Here is a 19,742-nt window from a genome sequence, read left to right as displayed (position 1 = left end):
GTGGGCAATGGCGGATTGGACCGAACGGTACCGGCCGGAAACCCTGACCGAGGTCCGGGGGAACGACTCGGCTCGCGACGAATTCGAAGCGTGGGCCGAGACGTGGCCGGAGCACAGAGAGGCAGTCATCCTCCACGGCTCCCCCGGGGTCGGGAAAACGTCCGCGGCCCATGCGCTCGCTGCAGATCGGGGCTGGGAAACGATCGAACTCAACGCGAGCGACCAGCGGACCGGTGACATCGTCGAGCGAATCGCTGGAGAGGCTGTGCGAAGTGGCACCCTCAGTAGCGGCGCTGGTGGGCGGAAACTCGTGATCCTCGACGAAGCCGACAACCTCCACGGCACGGTGGACCGGGGTGGCGCGGGGGCGATTTCGCGACTGGTCGCCGAGGGGACTCAGCCGGTCGTTCTCATTGCCAACGAGTTTTACGAGATATCAACCGGGCTTCGAAACGCCTGTCAGGACATCGAATTTCGGGACGTCTCGAAGCGGTCGATCCTCCCGGTGCTCCGGGATATCTGCCGGCGAGAAGGGATCGATTACGAGGACGACGCCTTAGAGGCGATCGCGGAGAAAAACGACGGCGATCTCAGATCGGCGATCAACGACCTGCAGGCGCTTGCAGAGACGACCGCGGTCCTGCAAGCCGAGGATGTCGTTACGGGCAATCGCGACCGAACGAAAGGGATCTTCCCCTTCCTGGACACAGTCCTGAAAGAGGCCGACGCGGAAGAAGCCCTCAAAACAGCGTACGATGTCGAGGAAACGCCGGATGACCTGATCAACTGGATCGAGGACAACGTTCCGAAGGATTACGAGGGCCGGGAGTTGGCCCAGGCATACGACGCGCTGTCGACAGGAGACCGGTGGCTCGGGCGCGTCCGTGCGACACAGAATTACAGTTACTGGCGGTACGTGACGGACAATGTCACCGCCGGGGTTGCCGCGGCCCGGGACGGGACGAAAGGCGGCTGGACCCGGTACGGACCCCCAAGTTACTGGTCGAAACTGGGCCGCTCTCGCGGGACCCGAGAAACGAGGGATTACGTGGCCCGCAAAATCGCCGAGATTGGGGGAATGAGTATGGGAAGTGCGCGCCGAACCGTCCTCCCGTATCTTTCGGCGATGACCCACCACTGCAAGAACCGGGAATTGACCGTTGCGATGACGGCGGCGTATGACCTCGAGGAAAAACACGTAGCCTTCGTGACGGGAAGTGGCGAAGACACGAACAAAGTCCAGTCGATCGTCGAGGATGCCGGCGAATTACGAGCAGCCGCCGCTGTCGAGCACTCGGGCGGAGCCTTTGCCGGCAGTCACGGATCAGAGACCGAGGACGTAACCCTCGAATCCACCGAATCGGATGGGACGTTCGAGACGGAACCGGATGAGACGTCCCAGACCGAATCAAACGGTGAGGGGGATAAGGAGGCCGACTCGGAGGATGAGGCTCAATCAGGGCTCGGGGATTTCGTGTAACGGGCGGGTAGACTTTTGCATTAGGCCGCGGGACGTCTGGACATGGGACTTGACGAGGACGCTTTGGACTATCACGCCCGAGATCCACCGGGAAAGATCTCCATTTCCACGACGAAACCGACCAACACTCAGCGCGATCTCAGCCTGGCGTACTCGCCGGGGGTTGCCGCACCATGTGAACACATCGACGAGGACGAAACCGAGGCCTACACCTACACGGCCAAGAGCAATCTCGTCGGTGTGATCTCGAACGGAAGTGCGGTCTTGGGGTTGGGAAACATCGGGGCCGACGCCGCGAAGCCGGTGATGGAAGGGAAAGGAGTGCTGTTCAAACGATTCGCCGACATCGACGTGTTCGACATCGAACTCGATCTGAGCGACACCGACGCGCTCGTCGAATCGGTCCTGGCGATGGAACCGACCTTCGGGGGGATCAATCTCGAAGACATTCGCGCACCGGAATGTTTCGAAATCGAGGCGCGACTCCGCGAGCAGATGGACATTCCGGTCTTTCACGACGACCAACACGGAACGGCAATTATCACGGGCGCAGGCCTCCTAAACGGCGTCGAAATTCTCGACAAGGAACTGGATGACCTGACAGTCGTGATTTCCGGGGCCGGGGCGAGTGCCATCGCGACGGGCAGGTTCTACACGGCGTTGGGGGTTCCGCGGGAGAACATCACGATGTGTGACTCCCAGGGCATCCTGACCGAGGCCAGAGCCGAGGCTGGCGAGTTAAACGAATACAAAGCGGCCTTCACCCGTGACGTCCCGGAGGGTGGTCTGGCTGCTGCGATGGTGGGCGCAGATGTCTTCGTCGGCCTCTCGGTCGGTGATATCGTCAGCCCGGAGATGGTCCGGTCGATGGCAGCAAACCCGATGGTCTTCGCAATGGCCAATCCGGACCCGGAGATCGGTTATCAGGCAGCGAAAACGGCCCGAGGGGACACCGTCATCGCAGCCACCGGGCGATCGGATTTCCCGAACCAGATCAACAACGTGCTGGGATTTCCCTTCATCTTCCGGGGCGCCCTCGACGTCCGGGCGAGCGAGATCAACGAGGAGATGAAAGTGGCCGCTGCCGAGGCGCTCGGGGACCTTGCACAGGAAGACGTGCCCGACAAAGTCGTCCAAGCCTACGGGGACCAACCGTTGCAGTTCGGTCCCGAATACGTCATTCCGAAGCCTCTGGATCCGCGGGTGCTTCTCCGAGTGGCCCCTGCTGTCGCGAAGGCCGCAATGGAAACCGGGGTCGCCAGACACGTAATCGAGGACCTCGAGGCCTATCGCGAGGACCTGGAAGCCCGCCTGGGGAAATCCCGCGAGATGATGCGGATCATCTACAACAAGGCGAAGTCGGACCCGAAACGAGTCGCTCTGGCGGAGGGTGCAGACGAGAAAACCATCCGAGCGGCCAATCAGATGGTCGATGCAGAGATCGCCGAACCGGTTCTCATCGGGGATCGTGAGACGATCACCGACCGGGTCGAGCAACTGGGTCTCGAATTCGACCCCGAAATCCTCGACCCACAGCAGGCCGATCTCACCGTACAGAGTGATCATCTCTACGGACAGCGACAGCGGAAGGGGATGACCCGGAGTGAGGCAAGAGACCTGGTGACCAAGGATCCAAACTACCTCGCCAGTGTGCTCGTGGACCGGGGCGAGGCAGACGCGATGCTCACGGGACTGACCTATCATTACCCATCAGCACTCCGGCCCCCGCTTCAGGTGATCGGCACTGCGGCGGACGCGGAGTTCGCCGGAGGGGTCTACATGCTCACGTTCCAGAATCGGGTTGTGTTCGTCGCGGACGCGACGGTGAATCGGGACCCGTCGGCAGCGTGTCTCGAGGAGATCGCCCATCACACAGCCTCCCTGGCACGTGAATTCAACGTCGAGCCGCGAGTCGCCATGTTGTCCTATTCGGACTTCGGGAGCGTCGACGACGACGCGACCCGGGTACCCCGCAAAGCCGCAAAACAGCTGCGCAACCGCCCTGACGTGGAGTATCCCGTCGACGGAGAAATGCAGGCCGATACCGCGCTCGTCGAGGACATGTTGACGGGGACCTATGACTTCTCGGAGCTTTCCGAGCCGGCGACCGTCTTGGTCTTTCCGAACCTCGAGGCTGGGAATATCGGATACAAAATCCTCCAGCGGTTGGGCAACGCCGAGGCGATCGGCCCCATGCTGGTCGGGATGGACCAACCGGTTCACGTCCTCCAGCGTGGTGATTCAGTCGCTGATATCGTCAACCTTGCTGCGGTCGCCGTCGTCGACGCACAAGAACAATCCAGTGGGAGCTAACTCAGTCACCGGCGTGTCGGTCAGCCCGTGAGGGTGGCGGGGCCCCGTTCCTCCCGGCGTTTTGCTCGCCGGTCCGGGTTGGAGCCTGATTGACGTGGGCGAATTCGTCGGGCGCGTTTGCCAGTGGATGCGCCGGGTTCAACTCGCTTGCAACAGCGGCGGCCCGGATGGTGTCAAAACCCGCGATTCGGGCCCGAATGCCGCGCCAATGGCTGGCTGTTCCAGGTGGATGATTCACCTCGGCAAGTGTCCTGAATTCCCGGTCCCGACCGGCCAAAACAGCAGCGTTGACGTTGCTCGCCAGATCGTTGTGATCCACGAGGATGCCGACCGAGGCTGTTTGCGGGGCTCGAGCAGCGAGGGCGTCGAGGCCTAAATGTAGCGCCCGGTACTCAGCGACATTGTTGTCCGGCGCCTCGTCCGGGACGGCGAGTCGTTTGACACGCCGGCCGGCGGGCGTTTCGATGATGACACCCAGACCCGCGCCTGTTGACTCAAAGGAGCCGTCAGTCGCCACGTAATAATCCCGACGGTGGGTATGTGGCGGATGGGCGATGTGCGGCGTTGGCGCTTCGTCGAAGAGGTCCCGGAGTTGAGGCCGGCCCTTCGTGGCCATACCGTTCCTTACCGGGGTTGCCACATAAACTCCTCGCCAAGACTGATGGGTCAGGGGGCCGATTGAACGCCTATGAGCGCTCGCGAGTTGATGACGGCCGAGGTGGAGACAGTCCAACACGACGACTCGGTCGGCTCGGTCCTCAAGGAGATGTCACGCCGGGACTTCAACGGCTTCCCGGTTGTCGACGACGAGGGCCGGCTCGTCGGAATCGTCACCCAGCGGGACCTGGTCGACATTTTCGAACCGAGCGACCGAACACTCTGGATTCCAATCGGATTGCCACCCTTCCTAGAACCGGTCGATTACGCCATCGAGGCCTCGTTTGGCGACCTGGACATCGAGATCGATCTGGCCAGACGGGCGGGAGACCCTGTCAGTTCTGTCATAACCGAGGATGTGGTGACAGTCAGCCCGGACACGAACATCGAAACGGTGATCGAAATTCTCGCTCGCCCCGAACCAAACATCAATCGAGTCCCGGTTACGACTGATGGCTTCGTGGACGGTATCATCACCCGACAGGACGTGTTGCACTACCTCTATGAAAGTGGGCGACTGGCCTCAAAGCCCGGGAGCGGAACGGAACCCTAAAAGCGGCCCCCGACCAGTCCTGAGTCGTGTCGCGAGTTCGGAATCTCCTTGCCTGGCTTTTCTTATCTGCGGTCTGGGGAACGGCGTTTATGGCGATCAAAGCTGGACTCGACGCGTTTGCCAACACGCCAGTGCTCTTCGCCGCTGTTAGGTACGACCTGGCATCGATATTGATGATCGGGTACGTCGTCGTGACCGTCAACCAGTGGCGCCCGGAGACCCGGTCGGAGTGGGGATTAGTGCTGGTCGGTGGGGCCTTTATGATCGCCGGGTACCACGCCTTCCTCTTCGTGGGGGAGTTGTCCACGACCAGTGCCGTCGCGGCTGTCGTCGTGAGCCTGAGCCCGATTCTCACGACCGGTTTCGCCCGCCTCATGCTCCCCGGAAAGGCCCTTTCCCGCATGGGCCTCGTTGGGCTGGGTCTGGGCCTGTTCGGTGTGATCATCATCTCCCAACCGAATCTCACGGCACTTGCAGAATCGGACCTGGGTGGTGAACTTCTCGTGTTGATGGCTGCCGTGAGTTTCGCTCTCGGGAGCGTACTCGCAACGACGATAGACGCCGAATTACCGATCGAGACGATGGAAGCCTGGTCGATGATTCTCGGGGCCGTGATGCTCCATGCAATCAGTCTCGGGGTGGGCGAAGGTGTGGGGGCGGTCGATTGGACGCTCGAGGGGGTGCTCGCACTCGCCTACCTGTCAGTCGTCGCCAGCGCTCTTGGGTTTCTCATCTACTTCGACCTGCTCGAGAAACTGGGCCCCGTCGAGATCAATCTCGTCTCCTATGCAGCCCCGCTTTGGGCAGCGCTCACGGGGTGGCTCGTGCTTGGCGAATCGGTCTCGGTGGCGACGGGGGTCGGTTTTCTCGTCATCTTCGCAGGGTTCTGGTTGATCAAACGGGAGGCGATCGCCCAGGAACTGGCGGGCCTGCCGGCGCTTCTGGGGCCTGATGATTAAAGGCCCAGCCCGTATAGCATCAGGTATGCAGGTGAGGGACGCCACCGAAGACGACATCGAAGCGGTCAGAGCGGTGGCCGACGGGGCCTGGCGCCGGGATTACCCCAACGCCTTGAGCCAGGAAACCATCGAGTCAGGTGTCAGCCATTGGTACGGGGACGCCGTCGTCCGGATGGAACTTTCGAATCCCGGGACGGAGTTCCGGGTCGCCGAAATCGACGGGGAGGTCGTCGGGTTCGTGCACGCGAATCAGTCTGGTCCAGCGGTGACGATCCTTCGGCTCCACGTTCTTCCGGACTATCGGAACCGTGGCGTGGCCGAGGAACTGCTCGAGGTAATCGAGTCAGAAATGGGTACAAACAAGGAGCCACTCCGGGCGACGGTCTTGGAAGCTAACGATCAGATGATGTCGTTTTACGCCGAACACGGCTTCGAACGGATCAAAACTGACCGGACCACCATCGGAGAAGGCCAACATCCAGAGGTCGTGCTCGAAGGACCCTGATCACTTCGCAGTCGCGATCCGTTCGAACTGTGAGCGAGTCAAGTCGATCGTCGCGGCGCCCAAATCTTCCTCCAGTTGCTCGATGGAAGTCGCACCGGCGATCGGCGCGATGACTTGTTCGTGGGTGAGAAGCCAAGCAAGACTGACTTGCGCCGGTGAGGCGTCGACCTCCTCGGCGACGGCCTCGACTTCTTCGAGGACGTCGAAGTTTTCCGGGGTAAGATACGAGTCGACGAACTGCTTGTCAGTTGCCCCCCTGGAACCGACCGGCGGTGATTCGCCACGGGTGTACTTCCCGCTGAGGAAGCCGCCTGCGAGGGGGGACCACGGTATCACGCCGAGATCGTACTCGTAGCACATATCCAAAAACTCGCCTTCGATCTCCCGGTTGACCGCGTTGTATCGGGGTTGGACCACTTTGAACGGCTCGTAGCTCTCCTGTCGAGCGATTTCGTTTGCCTTCACGATCTTCCAGGCGTTCGGTTCCAGTGTCGATGCGCCAAGGTAATTCACCCGTCCGTCTCGAACAAACCCGTTCAGTGTCCGCATGAACTCCCTGGCTGGGGTCGCTTCATCCCACCGGTGAATGTACAGTAGATCGAGGTACTCGGTGCCCAACCGGTCGAGTATGCGGTCAATCTGACGCCGGAGGTGTTTCCGACCGAGGCCGCGACCGTTGGGATCGGCCTCGCGGGTCGGCCAGTAGATCTTCGAAGCAACAACGTAATCCTCTCGATCCCGCTCGGCGAGCCACTCGCCAACATATGTTTCGGCACGGCCGTCACCGTACATGTCGGCCGTATCAATGAATCGTCCGCCAGCCGCATCGTATGCGTCCAACAGCCGATGTGCGTGGTCCTGCTCGATTTCGATGGCGCCAGTATCGTCCTCTCGGCCGAACCGCCAGGTTCCAAAGGCGAGTTCGGATACCTGGGTTCCAGTCCGTCCGAGGGGCACCGTGTCCAGTTCCATATCGAACCGTACCGGGCCCACTGACAAAAAGCCGACTCAGTCAGTCGGTATTGTAGTGCCGACCGAGCACGAGTGCAAGGACGTGAGCGGCGATTAGCACTGCCACGGTGAGTTGTATCGAAGGCGTTTCGAGGCCTCGAAGGACCAGCGGGACGTAGATGAAGGGCAGGCCAACTGCGGCCCAAAAACCCAGCGCTTGGAAGGGTCGGAGGAGCCTCCCAGAGCGGGGTGGGCTCTGGGCGGTCGAGTCAGGCGTGGGGGAGGGATGTGACATTGGGGGACACCTCTACATCTAACTCAAGGATTGCCAGGATTATATATGGGGGCGAAGGTTATTGTTAGTTCACCGTATTTCAGGACCCGGGCACCCGTTTCAGTCCATTTTACGAAGCGGTTTCCTGGAGCGAAACGGTTTATTGTGGCTTTTAATTGCTTTACTCGCCCTTACCCGAATCGGCCCCTTGGTTTAAATAGGATTGCATGAGCATTTCGCCACATGGAGAGACCAAATCCGCAGCACGGAACGCAAACGGAAACGTTCATAGCTCGAATCATCGCGTTTCTGATCGATGGGCTCGTCCTCGGGGCAATCGCCATTGCCATCATTGGCATCTTTACCGCGATCAGCCCGAGACTCGCAAGTCTGGGAGGGGTTCTGTATGGCTTCGGTGCGATTCTTTACTTCATCTATTTGGAAGGGGCCTATGGCCAGACGATCGGAAAACGGGCGATGGGTATCGTGGTCGTGAAATCAGATGGGAGCCGGAATACCATGACGGCGTCCGCCATCCGGAACATCCTCAGAATCATCGATACGCTGCCGACATTATATATCATCGGTATCATCCTCATCCTCATCTCCGAGGACAACCAGCGGCTCGGTGACATGCTGGGCAACACCGTCGTGATGAAAACGAGTTCCTGAGTGTGTCAGTCGGCCGTTCGGCCGGCCCGAACGGTAATTCTAACCGAGGTCCTCGAACTTTCAGGCCGCCTTGTTGGTGGTTCCAGTGATTTCAAATCGGGTGCCACCACTGGAACTTTCCTCTACTGCGATCGACCAGTCGTGGACCTCACAGATCTCCGCGACGATGTTCAGTCCCAATCCAGTCCCGTCCGCGGCCGTGGTATACCCCGCTTCAAACACAGCTTCGCGGTCAGATTTGGGAATACCGGGCCCGTCGTCGGAAACGTAAAATCCGTCTCCCGATTCGAGTTCGCCGACAGTGACTGTCGGCTCCGGGTCACCGTGTTCACTCGCGTTGCGAAAGAGGTTCTCAAAGAGGTGTTGGACCCGGTCCGGATCGGCCGCGAAACGACAGTCCGATTCGATTGTGAGAACGCCTGCATTCGTTTCGACCATCGCCCAGGAATCCGTGGTGACAGATTCGAGTGACATGGATTCACGGCGCTCCGTGGAGTGGTTCGAGTGGGCAAACACCACGAGTTCGTCGATCAACGAATGAATCCGAGCCAGGGCGTCCTGTAAAGGAGCGACGCGGTCGGAATCATCACGTTCGTCTTCCAATAGCTCGGCATACCCCTGCGCAACGTTGAGCGGGTTTTTGAGGTCGTGGGAGGCCCGTGAAAGGATCGTCACCAGCCGATCGACGCGGTTTTCGAGGTGCTTCGCTCTGGACTTGACCTTGATGTATTGATACGCGTAGACGAAGTTGAGGGCTGCCCCCAGAGCCATTGCATTGAGGAGCAAATAGATCGACTCGTGGGGAACACTGTGTTCAAGTCTGAGCAACACACTCATGTATGCCGCCAAGACGACGAACAGCCCCATTCCAAAGAGCACGGCAAGTCCAAGGACGGCAATTTGCCAGGAGGAAAACTCGTGATCTCGAAGTTGAAAGCCATACCAGACCAGGCCAATTCCGACAGCCATCGGCAATACGAGTTCGAGGAATTGAATAATCGCAATCGGACTGCCATAGAGGAACAAGACGAGTTCGGATCCAAACATGAGTGCGACACCGGCCCCGAGGACCAGCCAATATCCGCCAGGACCGACCGCCTCTACCAGATCTTTCGCGATCGCTGTTACGGAATGGGGGGAGACCTCCTGATCAGCTGTGGAGGGCGACACAAATAACTCGTTATCCACTAATCACAATAAAAACATCGATTGAATTATCAATACAAAAAATCGGTACGGGGGAGCCAGGGTGGCGATTTGTCCCCTCAGAACAACACTGGTAGGGAGCCCCTTTGTAGACATGTCACTACACAGATTGTTCTCGGGAGAATGAAATGCCCGGGGAGGGGTTCGAACCCTCGACCTCCGCATGTCCCAGGTCCAAGGCTCGGTCGACCTGAGCTGCGAGTGTACCAGCCGCACCGAAACTCGAAACCCTATGAGTGCGGCGCTATAACCACTAAGCCACCCGGGCTCACCAGCGGGTAAGATGGTTTGCCTCTAAAACCTTTGTATCTCCGGTGGGGCGACCCGCCGACTTTATCACGGCGGACGGGAACATATCGGTATGGACGTACCGACGGCCGTCGAGGAGGTCCTCGGGGACGAGACGATTACCGAGGTCGTCTCGCTCAAAGGGGAGGACGCCTTGTACCTCACGCCAAGCCGGACGATCTATTATGGAGCGGAGGGGTTTCTGAGTGACGAATCAGTCGAGACCTACCCGCACGACGCCGAACGGATCGAGTTGACCGAAAAACGCCGAAAAGCGACGATAACGTTCGGTTACGGGACCGACGGGGAAGGATTGCTCAACATCCCAGAGTCGGCCATCGAAAACGCGTTATACCCGATTCTGACGGAGGTGTTCCGTTCAACCGGAGTTATCGAGACCGAGGAAACAGTCGAGGGAACCTACCGCTTCGGCGAACTTACCCTGGTCGTAACCAGCCGACGGCTGGTCAAACATGTGGGAACCCCCGTCTGGGACCAGGAGTACGTGACAGTTCCGTTTGATGACATCCAGGGAATAACCACGGAGGAAGGGAACGTTTCCTCACAACTCGTGGTGACCACTTCGGGTCGAACGGAACGAATCAAAACGCCGAACGAGGGGTTCAGAGCCGTCGACGAAACCGTTCGGGAGGCGGTGTATGCCTATTACGATGTTTCGGACCAGGCATCCTTCGAAGCAGTTGTCACGCCGGACGAAAGCGACGAAAGTGAGACAGATGTGGCGGAAACTGGTGGCAACGGGTCGAATTCGCCCGGCGATTCCAAGTCGACAGCCGAGGACGACGAAGTTGTCTTCGTCTCTGCCACCGGTATCGATCCGTCGTCACTCGAAACAGAACTGGACGCCCTCGAAACGGCGATCGACGAGCAGGCGGCCCTAATCGAGTCCCAACAGGAGGCCCTCTCAAAGCAGCGGGCGCGTCTGGAGTCCCTCCGAGACCATATCAAAGAGTGATCCTCGATTAGTCTCTGCCAGTGACTTTTCTGATACAGGACGAGCCGAACGGCCCGTGCTCACCCGAGTCGAGATTCATGAAAAACCCGGTTGAAAGCGAGGCCCCACACCGCCGGCAATTGAATTCACCCTCTTTCGTGATGACGTCGGCTTCGAAACTGAGGTAGGTCGATCCAAGGGGTCGGATCGTTCCTCCCTCCCGATCGATCAGGCCGTCAGCTTCTGCTCGTTCGAGGATCTCACGAGTCGTTCTCGGATCGGTCGTCACGGTTTCGAGGCGATCGATCGCCTCGGCGACTGAGAGTTCGGCGTCCTCGAAGTGTTCGAGCAGTTCGAGGCCACGTTTTACCCGCTCCCGGTCTGTCACAGGTACGGATCAATCGAGAGTCGAATAAGCGTTGTCCCTAGCTACACTCGCTCCACCCACATGCCTGACAGGTCTTGCACCCCTCGGAGTAGTACAGGTCCATGGAGCCACACTCCGGACACTCCGGACTCTCGCCGGCGTCGATAAGCGACTGCGTCGAATCGGCTTTGGAGCCGACTTCCGCCGCGGCGCCGCCATCGGGTTCCGGACCCTGTTCAGGAACGGTTTCTTCGGCCCCACTTCCCGCTTCGCCCTCGATCTCGTCGAGGGTCTCCTGTTGTGGGTACGGTTTGTCGACCTCGTCCTCAAGGTACCGCCACATCGCCGTCCCGACAGCGTCGGGGATCGAGTTGATCTGCTCCCCTTTGTCCCAGGCGACTTTGGGACTGCGGGTTCCTTTGAGTTCGTCGACGATCTCGTAGGGGTCCACCTCGGACCGAAGCGCTGTGGAGATGACCTTTGCGAGGGCCTCGGTGAAGGAGTTGGTGAACCCACCGGAGTGGCCGATATTCGCGAACAGTTCGAAGGGTCGGCCTTCGCCGTCTTCGTTGATCGTGACGTACAGTTTCCCGTACCCCGTGTCAATGCGTTGGCTGACCCCACGCAAAGCGTCGGGTCGAGAGCGCTTTTCGGCGTAATCGGGTTGTTCGAGGCTCTCGAGATCGACACCGAGAAGCGTTTTGACTTCCTCATGATCGATGAACGCTTCGAAGCCACCAAAGACAGTCTCGATCTGCTCGACTATCATCTCGGCGGCCTCATCCTCGTCCATGTCAGCGTATTCCGCGTTCTGGGCCCGCGTCGTAAGCACCTGTTTCGAGCGAGTTCCATCTCGATAGACGGTGACGCCCTTGCCACCGTGGTCATAAATATAGCGGAAGACGTCGTCCATCTCCTCGACGGTCGCCTCTCGGGGGAAGTTCACCGTCTTGGAGATCGAGGAGTCGACCCCTTTCTGGAGGGCGGTCTGGATCGAGGCGTGTTCCTTCCCGGAAAGGTCACTGGAGGTCACGAACAGTTCCGCGATGGGGTTAGGGACTGTCGAGAGTCCCGCTAAACCGTCGAATTCGTTTGTTGCCATCTGATCGATCGCCTCGGATTTGACGGTCTCGACGTCGATGTCGTTTGCCTCCAGAGTTCGCAGGAAGTAATCGTCAAACTCGACCAGCATCTCGTCGCCCTGCACGTCGTCGGAGACGTTCTTGTAGTAAGCGACATTGAAGATGGGTTCACACCCACCGGTCGTATTGCCCACCATCGAAGTCGTCCCTGTCGGAGCGATCGTGGTCGTGTTGTGATTCCGGATGGGATACCCGTCTTCCCAGTCTGCTGGATCTTCGCCCGTGTGATGCTCGAACCAGTCTGCGTAGCGAGTCGGATCGGCGTACTTGGATTTGTCCCACTCCGAAAACGTGCCCCGTTCGGTAGCGAGTTCGTGAGAGATCCGTTTGGACTCGTGATTGATATGGGTCATGAGCTGGCGGGCGACCTCATTTGCCGGCTCGGAGCCATAGCGCATCCCGAGTTGGACGAACAGTTGGGCGATGCCCATGATTCCCAGGCCGATCTTTCGCATCTCCCGGACCGTCTCGGTGATCTTCTCGACGGGGAAATCGGACATCGTGACGACGTCTTCGAGGAAGCGGGTCCCGAGCTTGATGCGGCGGTTGAACTCCTCCCAGTCGATCGCCCCATCGAGGAACGCTTCGATCGCGTCCTCCTGCGTATCGTAGGTGTCCGCATTGGCTGTTGACCACGCCCGCCAGTCGGAACTATCAGTTGCAGCGATAGTCGAGAGGTTGACGTGACCGAGGTTACAGGCCTCGTACTCCTCCAACGGCTGTTCCCCGCAGTTGTGACAGACCATCCCGTTCGCGACGAAAGAATGGGTATCCGGCTCCGTCAAGTCATAGACGGGCTCGTGTCCGTCGTAGTCGACTGCCTCGACCGTCGCCGTAAAGGACTCGCTGTACGGACCTCGTTTGTAGTTGGCGAGTCGGTCTTCGAGGGCTGCGGTTTTGTCCTCGCGAAGGAAACCGATCTCCTCCTGGAAGGTGAGGAGGGCGTCCTTCAAGATGACCAGGTCGTGGTCGGCCTGGCGCTCGTAGGTCGCAGTTCCGCCCGTGCCGTCGGGCATCTCCTGTGTGCCGGCCTCGTGGCGGTCCTCGTAGAGTTTGCTGAAGACACCGAAGTTGGTCAGGAGCCGCTGGACCTCCCTGAGGAGATCGGTGCTCGTGCTCGTCAGTCGAACGGAGACGCCCTTCTCGGCGTTGCCCTGCACGCTTCCGTCGGCCGTAAAGATGGCCCGCAGGAAGCCACGGGCCATCTCTTCGCTGCCTCGCATGACCGCCTCCGGAACCTGGTGTTTCGTCTCCGCAAGCCCGGCCTCCGCGGCGTACTCGTAGAGACGTGCGGAGCGAATGCGCTGTTCGACGGCCTGGGGCCCACGGTACTCGTCACTCCGGGAGATCCCATTGACACCGATCTCGTAGTCGCCGTTCCCGAGCGGTTCGCGAACGACGTCGTTGACGTCAGTCGCGAACTGCTCGGAGATCTCGGCGTCCTCGTCGTAGAAGTTGAGCACGGCCCGTTCCTCGCCGTCTTTGAGGTGACCGTCGCCGACGAGCCAGCCGAGGACACGGCCCTCCGCGGCGCTGCCGTGATTGCCGAACGCACCCTTCCGGTCCTGAATGTGGACGGCATCACCGGGTTCGAGGTTCTGGGCTTCAACCCAGCCATCATCCGTCATCAGCCGGTGGTCGGCCGTCAGGCGGAGTTGGTACCCTTCTTCGGTTTCGAGTTCGTAGACATCCTTGACGCCGGTTTTGAAGACGCTACTCGCCTCTTTCATCGGATCGTCGCTCAGCCGACTGTCGACGACAACGTCGCGAGCGACCCCTTGCTCGTAGAGTTCTTCGGCCGGGACGAGGCCGTCCTCGGTACTGATCAGCGTGTCACCGGTAACACACGGGTTCGTCGCGAGCATCCGGTGATCGGGGTGTTCCTCCACGTCGAAGGAATGTTCCTTGTTCGCCCGCTCCAAGTAAATCACGCCAGGTTCGCCATTTTCGTGAGCGCCTTCGACGATGCGATCCCAAAGAACCGAGGCCGGGAGTGTGAGTTGCTCGCCAACCTCGACGTGTTCACCGAGGTCATATCGAGCATACATCTCCTTCGTTTCCTCGGTCGAAATATGGGGCTCCTCGGTCCGGGGGTTGGTGAGCGTGTATTCCTCGTCGTTTGCCAGCGCTTCCATAAAGCCGTCCGTGACACCGACCGAGATGTTGAAATTCGAGAGATGGCCTTCGACGGCGTTCCGGAGATGTTCGGGTACCCGACCCTCGTCATCGATCAGGTCTCGTGCCTCCTCCAAGGCCTCGGCGAAGTCGGTGTAGGTGGGATCGTCCGGGTCGTTGAGTTTGAGCGTGTGTGCAAGTGAGACGTCCTTGTTCTTCGAGTGAATGAACTCCACGACGTCAGGATGAGAAATACGCATGACCGCCATCTGGGCCCCTCGGCGTGTGCCACCCTGGGCGATCGTTTCGGTCATCTGGTCGAAGGTGCGCATGAAGGTAATCGGGCCTGAGGCTATCCCCCCAGTCGAACCGACCGTGTCCCCATATGGCCGGAGCTTCCAGAACGCATAGCCCATCCCGCCGCCGCTTTGGAACGTCAAGGCGGCCTCTTTGGCGGTCTCGTGGATGTCGGCAAGATCGTCGTCCGGTGAGTTGACGAAACACGCCGACAGCTGTTGGAGTTCGTTCCCGGCGTTCATCAGCGTCGGGGAGTTCGGCATGAACGACAACGTCGACATCACCCCTTCGTACTCCGCAGCGAGCGATTCGACGTGCTCCCTGATCTCATCGGGAACTTCGGGAACAACGGTCTCGTAAGCGAATTTGTTGACGATTTCCGGAGTGAGTTCGGTCTCGACGTCGTCTTTGACAGTGGTTCCGGAGCCGAAAACCTCCGCGGCGAGTTCGTCCCGACGGGGGTGGTCGGGTTTGAGCTGATCGGGCCCGACGGTAACCTCCGTATCGCGTTTTGCGGCTTCGTAGGGGACCTCCGCGAGGGCGATGTTCCGGGCGACCCGGACGAAAAGGTCCTCCTGGTCCTCCACAAGTTCCCCTTCAGCGTCCTGTTTGAGATACCGAGCAGGGAGGATGTTGTGATAAGCGTTTGCCGTGAGTCGGTCCGCGAGTGTGTCACCGGTGACCCGTTTGACGGGAAGCGTGTACTCCCCGGTCTCGTCCGTGCTCATCTCGATACCTCCTGTGTCAGTCGTGAATGTCCCATGTGCATGTATTGTGGCCGGTGCCGGTCCAACCCCCTTTGACCGGCGAGTGCGCATTTGCGCCCTCCGGGTGTGGGTTCCTCGCCACACCCGGTGGGTATGTAACCACTACTTCGGTAACGGGGGCACCAGTATAAGCCTATTCCCAGCGGACCGAAAGTGGAAACCGTGGGGAGGACTCTCAAGACCGGCGATCTCCTCCGGACTCGTTTTCGTCGAAACCGACTGGTTACCCGCTCTCGACGCCCTGCAGGAAGTTCCTGATGAGATCGTGGCCCACGGCAGTCAAGACACTTTCCGGATGGAATTGAACGGCGGTGATCGGATGCTCGCGATGCCGGATCGCCATCGGAATTGACTCGTCATCCTGATTAGTTCGGGCCGTGATCTCGAATTCGGCGGGGACCGACAGCGCGACGAGAGAGTGATAGCGGCCCCCCTGAAACCCCTCTTCGATTCCGTCGAAGATCCCACGGCCATCGTGCTCGACTGGGGCCGCCTTTCCGTGAACTGGTTCGGGTGCCGTTCCAACGGTTCCACCATACACCGACACAGCCGCTTCCATGCCCAGACAGACTCCCAGCGTGGGTACCGACTGTGAGACCTCGCGGAGGACCGGCGCTGACACCCCGATGTCCCGCTCGTTTTCAGGATGCCCAGGGCCAGGACTGATGAGGATAGCATCCGGCGATTCGGCCCGCACAGCCCCGATGTCCATGGAGTTTTTCAACACGACAGTTTCGGGACGGCTCCCATCCGGGAGGCGGGTCTCGGACACGTACTCAACCAGGTTGTACGTGAACGAATCGTAGTTGTCGATGACGAGAATCTTCATTGGGGGGACTCCGGTGGGGCTTCGATGGCTGTCAGAGCAGTCAATGCCCCATTCATCTTCGCTTCCGTTTCCTCGTATTCGCTCGGGGGATCGGAATCGGCAACCACTCCCGCGCCGGCCCTGACTCTGAGTAGATCCGGGATACCATGCTCGATGGTTGCGGTCCGGATCACGATGGCCATGTCTGCGTCCCCCTGCCAGGAGACGTAGCCGACCCCACCACCGTAAACCCCTCGCGGTTCCGTTTCGAGTTCGTCGATGAGTTCCATCGCCCGGATCTTTGGGGCGCCCGAAAGTGTCCCCGCTGGAAAACACGCCCGAATCGCATCGAAAGCGTCCTGATCGTCACGGAGTTGCCCCGTCACTGTCGACTCGATGTGCTGGACGTGACTGTACTTCAGCACCCGCATGAACTCATCGACGGACACGCTGCCCGGGCGGGACACGCGTCGCACGTCATTTCGGGCCAGGTCCACCAACATCGTATGTTCTGCCCGCTCCTTGTCGTCCGCGAGCATTTCACCGGCCAATCGGCGATCTTCGGCGGGGCTCGACCCTCGTGGACAGGTCCCGGCGATCGGGTTGTTCAGGACGGTTTCTCCGGCGACCGAGACGAGTGTCTCCGGACTAGCCCCGACGATGGACCGGTCGCCATGGGAAAGCAGGTACATGTACGGTGAGGGATTCACCGCTCGCATCGACTCGTACAACGCGACGGGATCGATGTCACCGCTCAGTTCTCGCGTGCGCGAGATAACTGCCTGATACACCTCGCCCTCGTTGACGGCCTGTTTTGCGTTTCCGACCGCCTCCTCGTACACGGCCCGGTCACCAGTGCGCTCATCAGTTCGGTGAAACGTTCCCGCGGATGGGGCCGTGGCCCCCTTCAGACGCTCCGTGACGGAATTCGCTTCGGCCACCAACTCCGAATAGACGGTCCTTGGGTCCGCTGTCGGAGGAACGACCGGGGTGAAGACGAGTGTGACTGACTCCGCCACGTGATCGAACACAAGCGTCCGCGTCGAGAGCGCAAACTGGGCGTCCGGGACACGCTGTTCCGGTCGTTCGAGACCGACTTCCTCCAACCAGAGGTCATACACCGCATCGTAGGCCAAGAAGCCGACCACGCCACCGGAAAGCAGTTGTCGATCCCCGTCTGGAAACCCCCGCCGTTCGATATCGGGGAGCGCTCCCCGCAGGCGGTCGAGCACGTCACCCTCACCAGGGCTTACGAGTTTGGCTGCGAAAGAATCGCGCAATTGTTCGACGCGGTCTCCCTCCGCATCGAGGGTAATGACCGCGTCCGGATCGTAGCCGACAAAGGAAAACCGTGCGTGGCGATCCGTCGACCCACCAGCCGAAAAGGCATCGACTGGGTCACTAGCAGCCGTCTTTTCGCCGCTTTCGAGGAGAAAGCTGTAATCGCTGTCCGCATCCAAGGCAACTGCCGCCGAGAGTGGCGACACGTCGACCGGGAGTTCTGCAGCGACCCGCGCAACGACAGGTTCAGTACCCGACACGAGTTCGACAAACTCGGATTCGGAGATAGAAAGCGGATTCATGGAGTGCTCCCCGCCGAGGTTGCGGCTTCGACAAACTGTCTGAGTCGCGCTGGGTCCTTCCGGCCGGGTTCGATTTCGACGCCAGATGCGACATCGACCGCGTAGGGATCGACCATTTCGACGGCCGCATCGACGTTTGCTGGAGTCAGCCCTCCTGCCAAAATGATCGGAGCCTCGAGGCCCCCCAAGTCGCGGGTGACACTCCAGTCGTGAGTTCGACCCGTCCCCCCGGCCCCACGTTCATCCGACGAATCCACGAGAACGGCGTCGGCCACAGTTGCATACTGTTCAATATCGGGGTTGCCGTGGTCGACCGACGCAATGGTCGTGATTCCGGCCTCCGCAAGTTCACCTACCGCACTCGGGGAGAGGCCACCATGGATTTGAATGGCATCCGGGTGGACAATATCAATTAGCTCCCGCGCCCGGTCGACGGAGTCCGGCATCGTGACGAGGACGCTGCTGACGAAAGGCGGGACAGTCCCCACGAGCGAGGCCGCGTTGCTGGGTGAGACTTCCCGGGGCGTCTCGACGGGGACGTCGACGATGGTTCCCACCGCGTCGACCCCCACCGACACCGCTGCGCTCACGTCCTCCTCATTTGCAAACCCACAGACTTTCACGCGGGGCATATCAGGCTGCTGGTACCTCTGCAAGCTCGGCGAGTTTCGAGCGGGCCGCCCCCGATTCGATCGCCTGCAGGGCTGCTTCGGCCCCATCGACCAGCGAAGAAGCCTCGCCAGCGACATAGATGGCTGCACCGGCGTTAGCCAAAACGATATCCCGCATGGGGCCGTCGGCGGTCCCGTCGAGAATTCGTCGGAGATAGGTGGCGTTCTCCGCTGGACTGCCCCCAGCGACCGTTTCGATCCCGGCCTGAGAGACGCCCATATCCGACGGCTGGAGTGTGTATTCCTCGATCGACTCGCCCCGGACCTCTGCCACTATCGTCTGGTCGTGGATCGCGATCTCGTCGAGCCCCGACCCGTGGACGACCAAGGCATGTTCCACGGGCATGTGAGCAAGCGCCTGTGCGATCAGCGGAACCAGATCGGGATCATACACTCCCAGGACCTGTGCGTCCGCCCCGGCAGGATTGGTCAGCGGACCGAGCACGTTGAATACCGTTCGCATGCCGAGTTCCTGACGCGGCCCGATGACGGCCTTCATCGCTGGGTGGAATACGGGCGCGAGCATGAATCCAATTCCTGACTGCTCGATCGCTTGCTCGACAGCCGGTGGCTCAGCCTCGACCGAAACCCCGACCTCCTCAAGGACGTCTGCACTTCCGGAGGACGAGGAGACCGAGTAATTGCCGTGTTTTGCGATCGGGACGCCCGCCCCGCTCGCGACGATGGCACTCGCGGTCGAGACGTTTATGGTGTCGTATTCGTCGCCCCCAGTTCCACACGTGTCAACCAGCGGAGTGCGTTCGGGATCGATGGTTCGGGCTGCGTTTCGCATTCCTTGTGCGAACCCGGCAATCTCCGCTTCGGTTTCTCCCTTTGCCCGGAGTGCGGCCAGCAAGGCTCCGATCTGTGCGTCGGTTGCGTCTTCGAAGACTGCTGTTGCCGCGGAGCGGGCCTGTACAACGCTCAGATCCTCGCCTGCGGCAACCCGTTCGATATATGCTTTCATGGGAACCACTGATGTACTGATTCGGTATCTAATGAACAAGATTGTACATCACTTAACGCTTTCGTAATGCATACTCCGGGTCGGCTGTTTCGAAACCTTCAACTGTTCCGACCGGATATCATCGGGTGCAAGCTCGAGGGTCGGTGGTCTAGTCTGGCTATGACACCTCCTTGACATGGAGGAGACCGGCGGTTCGAATCCGCCCCGACCCA

At 60.1% G+C, this 19,742-nt stretch carries 17 protein-coding genes and 2 tRNA genes; 8 read left to right on the top strand and 11 right to left on the bottom strand.

Going from position 1 to position 19,742, the window contains the following annotated elements:
* Positions 1 to 7: 7 nt before the first annotated feature.
* Together V5A26_RS08690 and V5A26_RS08685 are read left to right on the top strand one after the other, a co-directional pair.
* On the top strand, positions 8 to 1,480 hold the full coding sequence (locus tag V5A26_RS08690) for a replication factor C large subunit (protein WP_332321668.1): 1,473 nt from the start codon (positions 8 to 10) through the stop codon (positions 1,478 to 1,480).
* 42 nt (positions 1,481 to 1,522) lie between these two features.
* A complete protein-coding gene (locus V5A26_RS08685; RefSeq protein WP_332321669.1) occupies positions 1,523 to 3,793 on the top strand; it encodes an NADP-dependent malic enzyme in 2,271 nt (756 codons plus the stop codon).
* Between the two features lies 1 nt (position 3,794).
* Here the strand turns inward: V5A26_RS08685 and V5A26_RS08680 are convergent, their stop codons facing one another.
* Positions 3,795 to 4,409 carry a ribonuclease H gene (locus V5A26_RS08680; RefSeq protein ID WP_332321670.1) on the bottom strand — a complete coding sequence of 205 codons (615 nt, stop codon included), beginning with the start codon at positions 4,407 to 4,409 and terminating at the stop codon, positions 3,795 to 3,797.
* Positions 4,410 to 4,481: 72 nt separating this feature from the next.
* Here V5A26_RS08680 and V5A26_RS08675 point away from each other — a divergent pair, with 72 nt between their 5' ends.
* From V5A26_RS08675 to V5A26_RS08665, 3 genes are read left to right on the top strand one after another with little or no spacing between them, the layout of a single operon-like run.
* Positions 4,482 to 5,003, top strand: coding sequence for a CBS domain-containing protein (locus V5A26_RS08675; RefSeq protein ID WP_332321671.1), 522 nt, complete (start codon positions 4,482 to 4,484; stop codon positions 5,001 to 5,003).
* A 26-nt stretch (positions 5,004 to 5,029) separates the two neighbouring features.
* The gene (locus tag V5A26_RS08670) at positions 5,030 to 5,962 is read left to right on the top strand and encodes a DMT family transporter (RefSeq protein WP_332321672.1); all 933 of its coding nucleotides are present in this window, start codon (positions 5,030 to 5,032) and stop codon (positions 5,960 to 5,962) included.
* Between the two features lie 25 nt (positions 5,963 to 5,987).
* Entirely contained in the window at positions 5,988 to 6,467 is a 480-nt protein-coding gene (locus V5A26_RS08665; protein ID WP_332321673.1) for a GNAT family N-acetyltransferase, read from the top strand.
* On the opposite strand, the gene V5A26_RS08660 is transcribed toward V5A26_RS08665, so the two are convergent.
* Both V5A26_RS08660 and V5A26_RS08655 read right to left on the bottom strand, forming a co-directional pair.
* Entirely contained in the window at positions 6,468 to 7,439 is a 972-nt protein-coding gene (locus V5A26_RS08660) for an aldo/keto reductase (RefSeq protein ID WP_332321674.1), read from the bottom strand.
* Between the two features lie 40 nt (positions 7,440 to 7,479).
* Complete coding sequence (locus tag V5A26_RS08655; protein ID WP_332321675.1) at positions 7,480 to 7,713, bottom strand: hypothetical protein; 234 nt, start codon at positions 7,711 to 7,713, stop codon at positions 7,480 to 7,482.
* A 222-nt stretch (positions 7,714 to 7,935) separates the two neighbouring features.
* On the opposite strand from V5A26_RS08655, the gene V5A26_RS08650 reads away from it, so the two are divergent.
* Positions 7,936 to 8,364 (top strand): RDD family protein, encoded by a 429-nt coding sequence (locus tag V5A26_RS08650; RefSeq protein WP_332321676.1) that lies wholly within the window; start codon positions 7,936 to 7,938, stop codon positions 8,362 to 8,364.
* Positions 8,365 to 8,424: 60 nt separating this feature from the next.
* Here V5A26_RS08650 and V5A26_RS08645 read toward each other — a convergent pair whose 3' ends face one another.
* Both V5A26_RS08645 and V5A26_RS08640 read right to left on the bottom strand, forming a co-directional pair.
* A complete protein-coding gene (locus V5A26_RS08645) occupies positions 8,425 to 9,534 on the bottom strand; it encodes a sensor histidine kinase (RefSeq protein WP_332321677.1) in 1,110 nt (369 codons plus the stop codon).
* Positions 9,535 to 9,699: 165 nt separating this feature from the next.
* Positions 9,700 to 9,838: transfer RNA gene (locus V5A26_RS08640), tRNA-Met, on the bottom strand.
* Positions 9,839 to 9,931: 93 nt separating this feature from the next.
* Between V5A26_RS08640 and V5A26_RS08635 the strand changes: the two genes are divergently transcribed.
* Positions 9,932 to 10,834, top strand: coding sequence for a DUF7115 domain-containing protein (locus V5A26_RS08635; RefSeq protein WP_332321678.1), 903 nt, complete (start codon positions 9,932 to 9,934; stop codon positions 10,832 to 10,834).
* 7 nt (positions 10,835 to 10,841) lie between these two features.
* On the opposite strand, the gene V5A26_RS08630 is transcribed toward V5A26_RS08635, so the two are convergent.
* From V5A26_RS08630 to trpD, 6 genes are all read right to left on the bottom strand, one after another.
* Positions 10,842 to 11,201, bottom strand: coding sequence for a DUF5830 family protein (locus tag V5A26_RS08630; RefSeq protein WP_332321679.1), 360 nt, complete (start codon positions 11,199 to 11,201; stop codon positions 10,842 to 10,844).
* A gap of 37 nt (positions 11,202 to 11,238) precedes the next feature.
* Entirely contained in the window at positions 11,239 to 15,462 is a 4,224-nt protein-coding gene (locus V5A26_RS08625) for an LAGLIDADG family homing endonuclease (protein ID WP_332321680.1), read from the bottom strand.
* Between the two features lie 262 nt (positions 15,463 to 15,724).
* The gene (trpG, locus tag V5A26_RS08620; RefSeq protein WP_332321681.1) at positions 15,725 to 16,330 is read right to left on the bottom strand and encodes an anthranilate synthase component II; all 606 of its coding nucleotides are present in this window, start codon (positions 16,328 to 16,330) and stop codon (positions 15,725 to 15,727) included.
* Positions 16,327 to 17,892 carry an anthranilate synthase component I gene (gene trpE, locus V5A26_RS08615; RefSeq protein WP_332321682.1) on the bottom strand — a complete coding sequence of 522 codons (1,566 nt, stop codon included), beginning with the start codon at positions 17,890 to 17,892 and terminating at the stop codon, positions 16,327 to 16,329. Before trpE ends, trpG begins: the two co-directional genes overlap by 4 nt.
* Positions 17,889 to 18,524 carry a phosphoribosylanthranilate isomerase gene (locus tag V5A26_RS08610; protein WP_332321683.1) on the bottom strand — a complete coding sequence of 212 codons (636 nt, stop codon included), beginning with the start codon at positions 18,522 to 18,524 and terminating at the stop codon, positions 17,889 to 17,891. Before V5A26_RS08610 ends, trpE begins: the two co-directional genes overlap by 4 nt.
* 1 nt (position 18,525) lies before the next feature.
* Positions 18,526 to 19,530, bottom strand: a complete 1,005-nt coding sequence (gene trpD / locus V5A26_RS08605; RefSeq protein WP_332321684.1) for an anthranilate phosphoribosyltransferase — start codon at positions 19,528 to 19,530, stop codon at positions 18,526 to 18,528.
* Positions 19,531 to 19,667: 137 nt separating this feature from the next.
* On the opposite strand from trpD, the gene V5A26_RS08600 reads away from it, so the two are divergent.
* Positions 19,668 to 19,742 (top strand) — tRNA-Val (locus tag V5A26_RS08600).

The organism is Halodesulfurarchaeum sp. (assembly GCF_036626455.1).
Taxonomy (GTDB): Archaea; Halobacteriota; Halobacteria; order Halobacteriales; family Halobacteriaceae; genus Halodesulfurarchaeum.
This window is presented reverse-complemented; position numbering and strand designations above follow the sequence as displayed.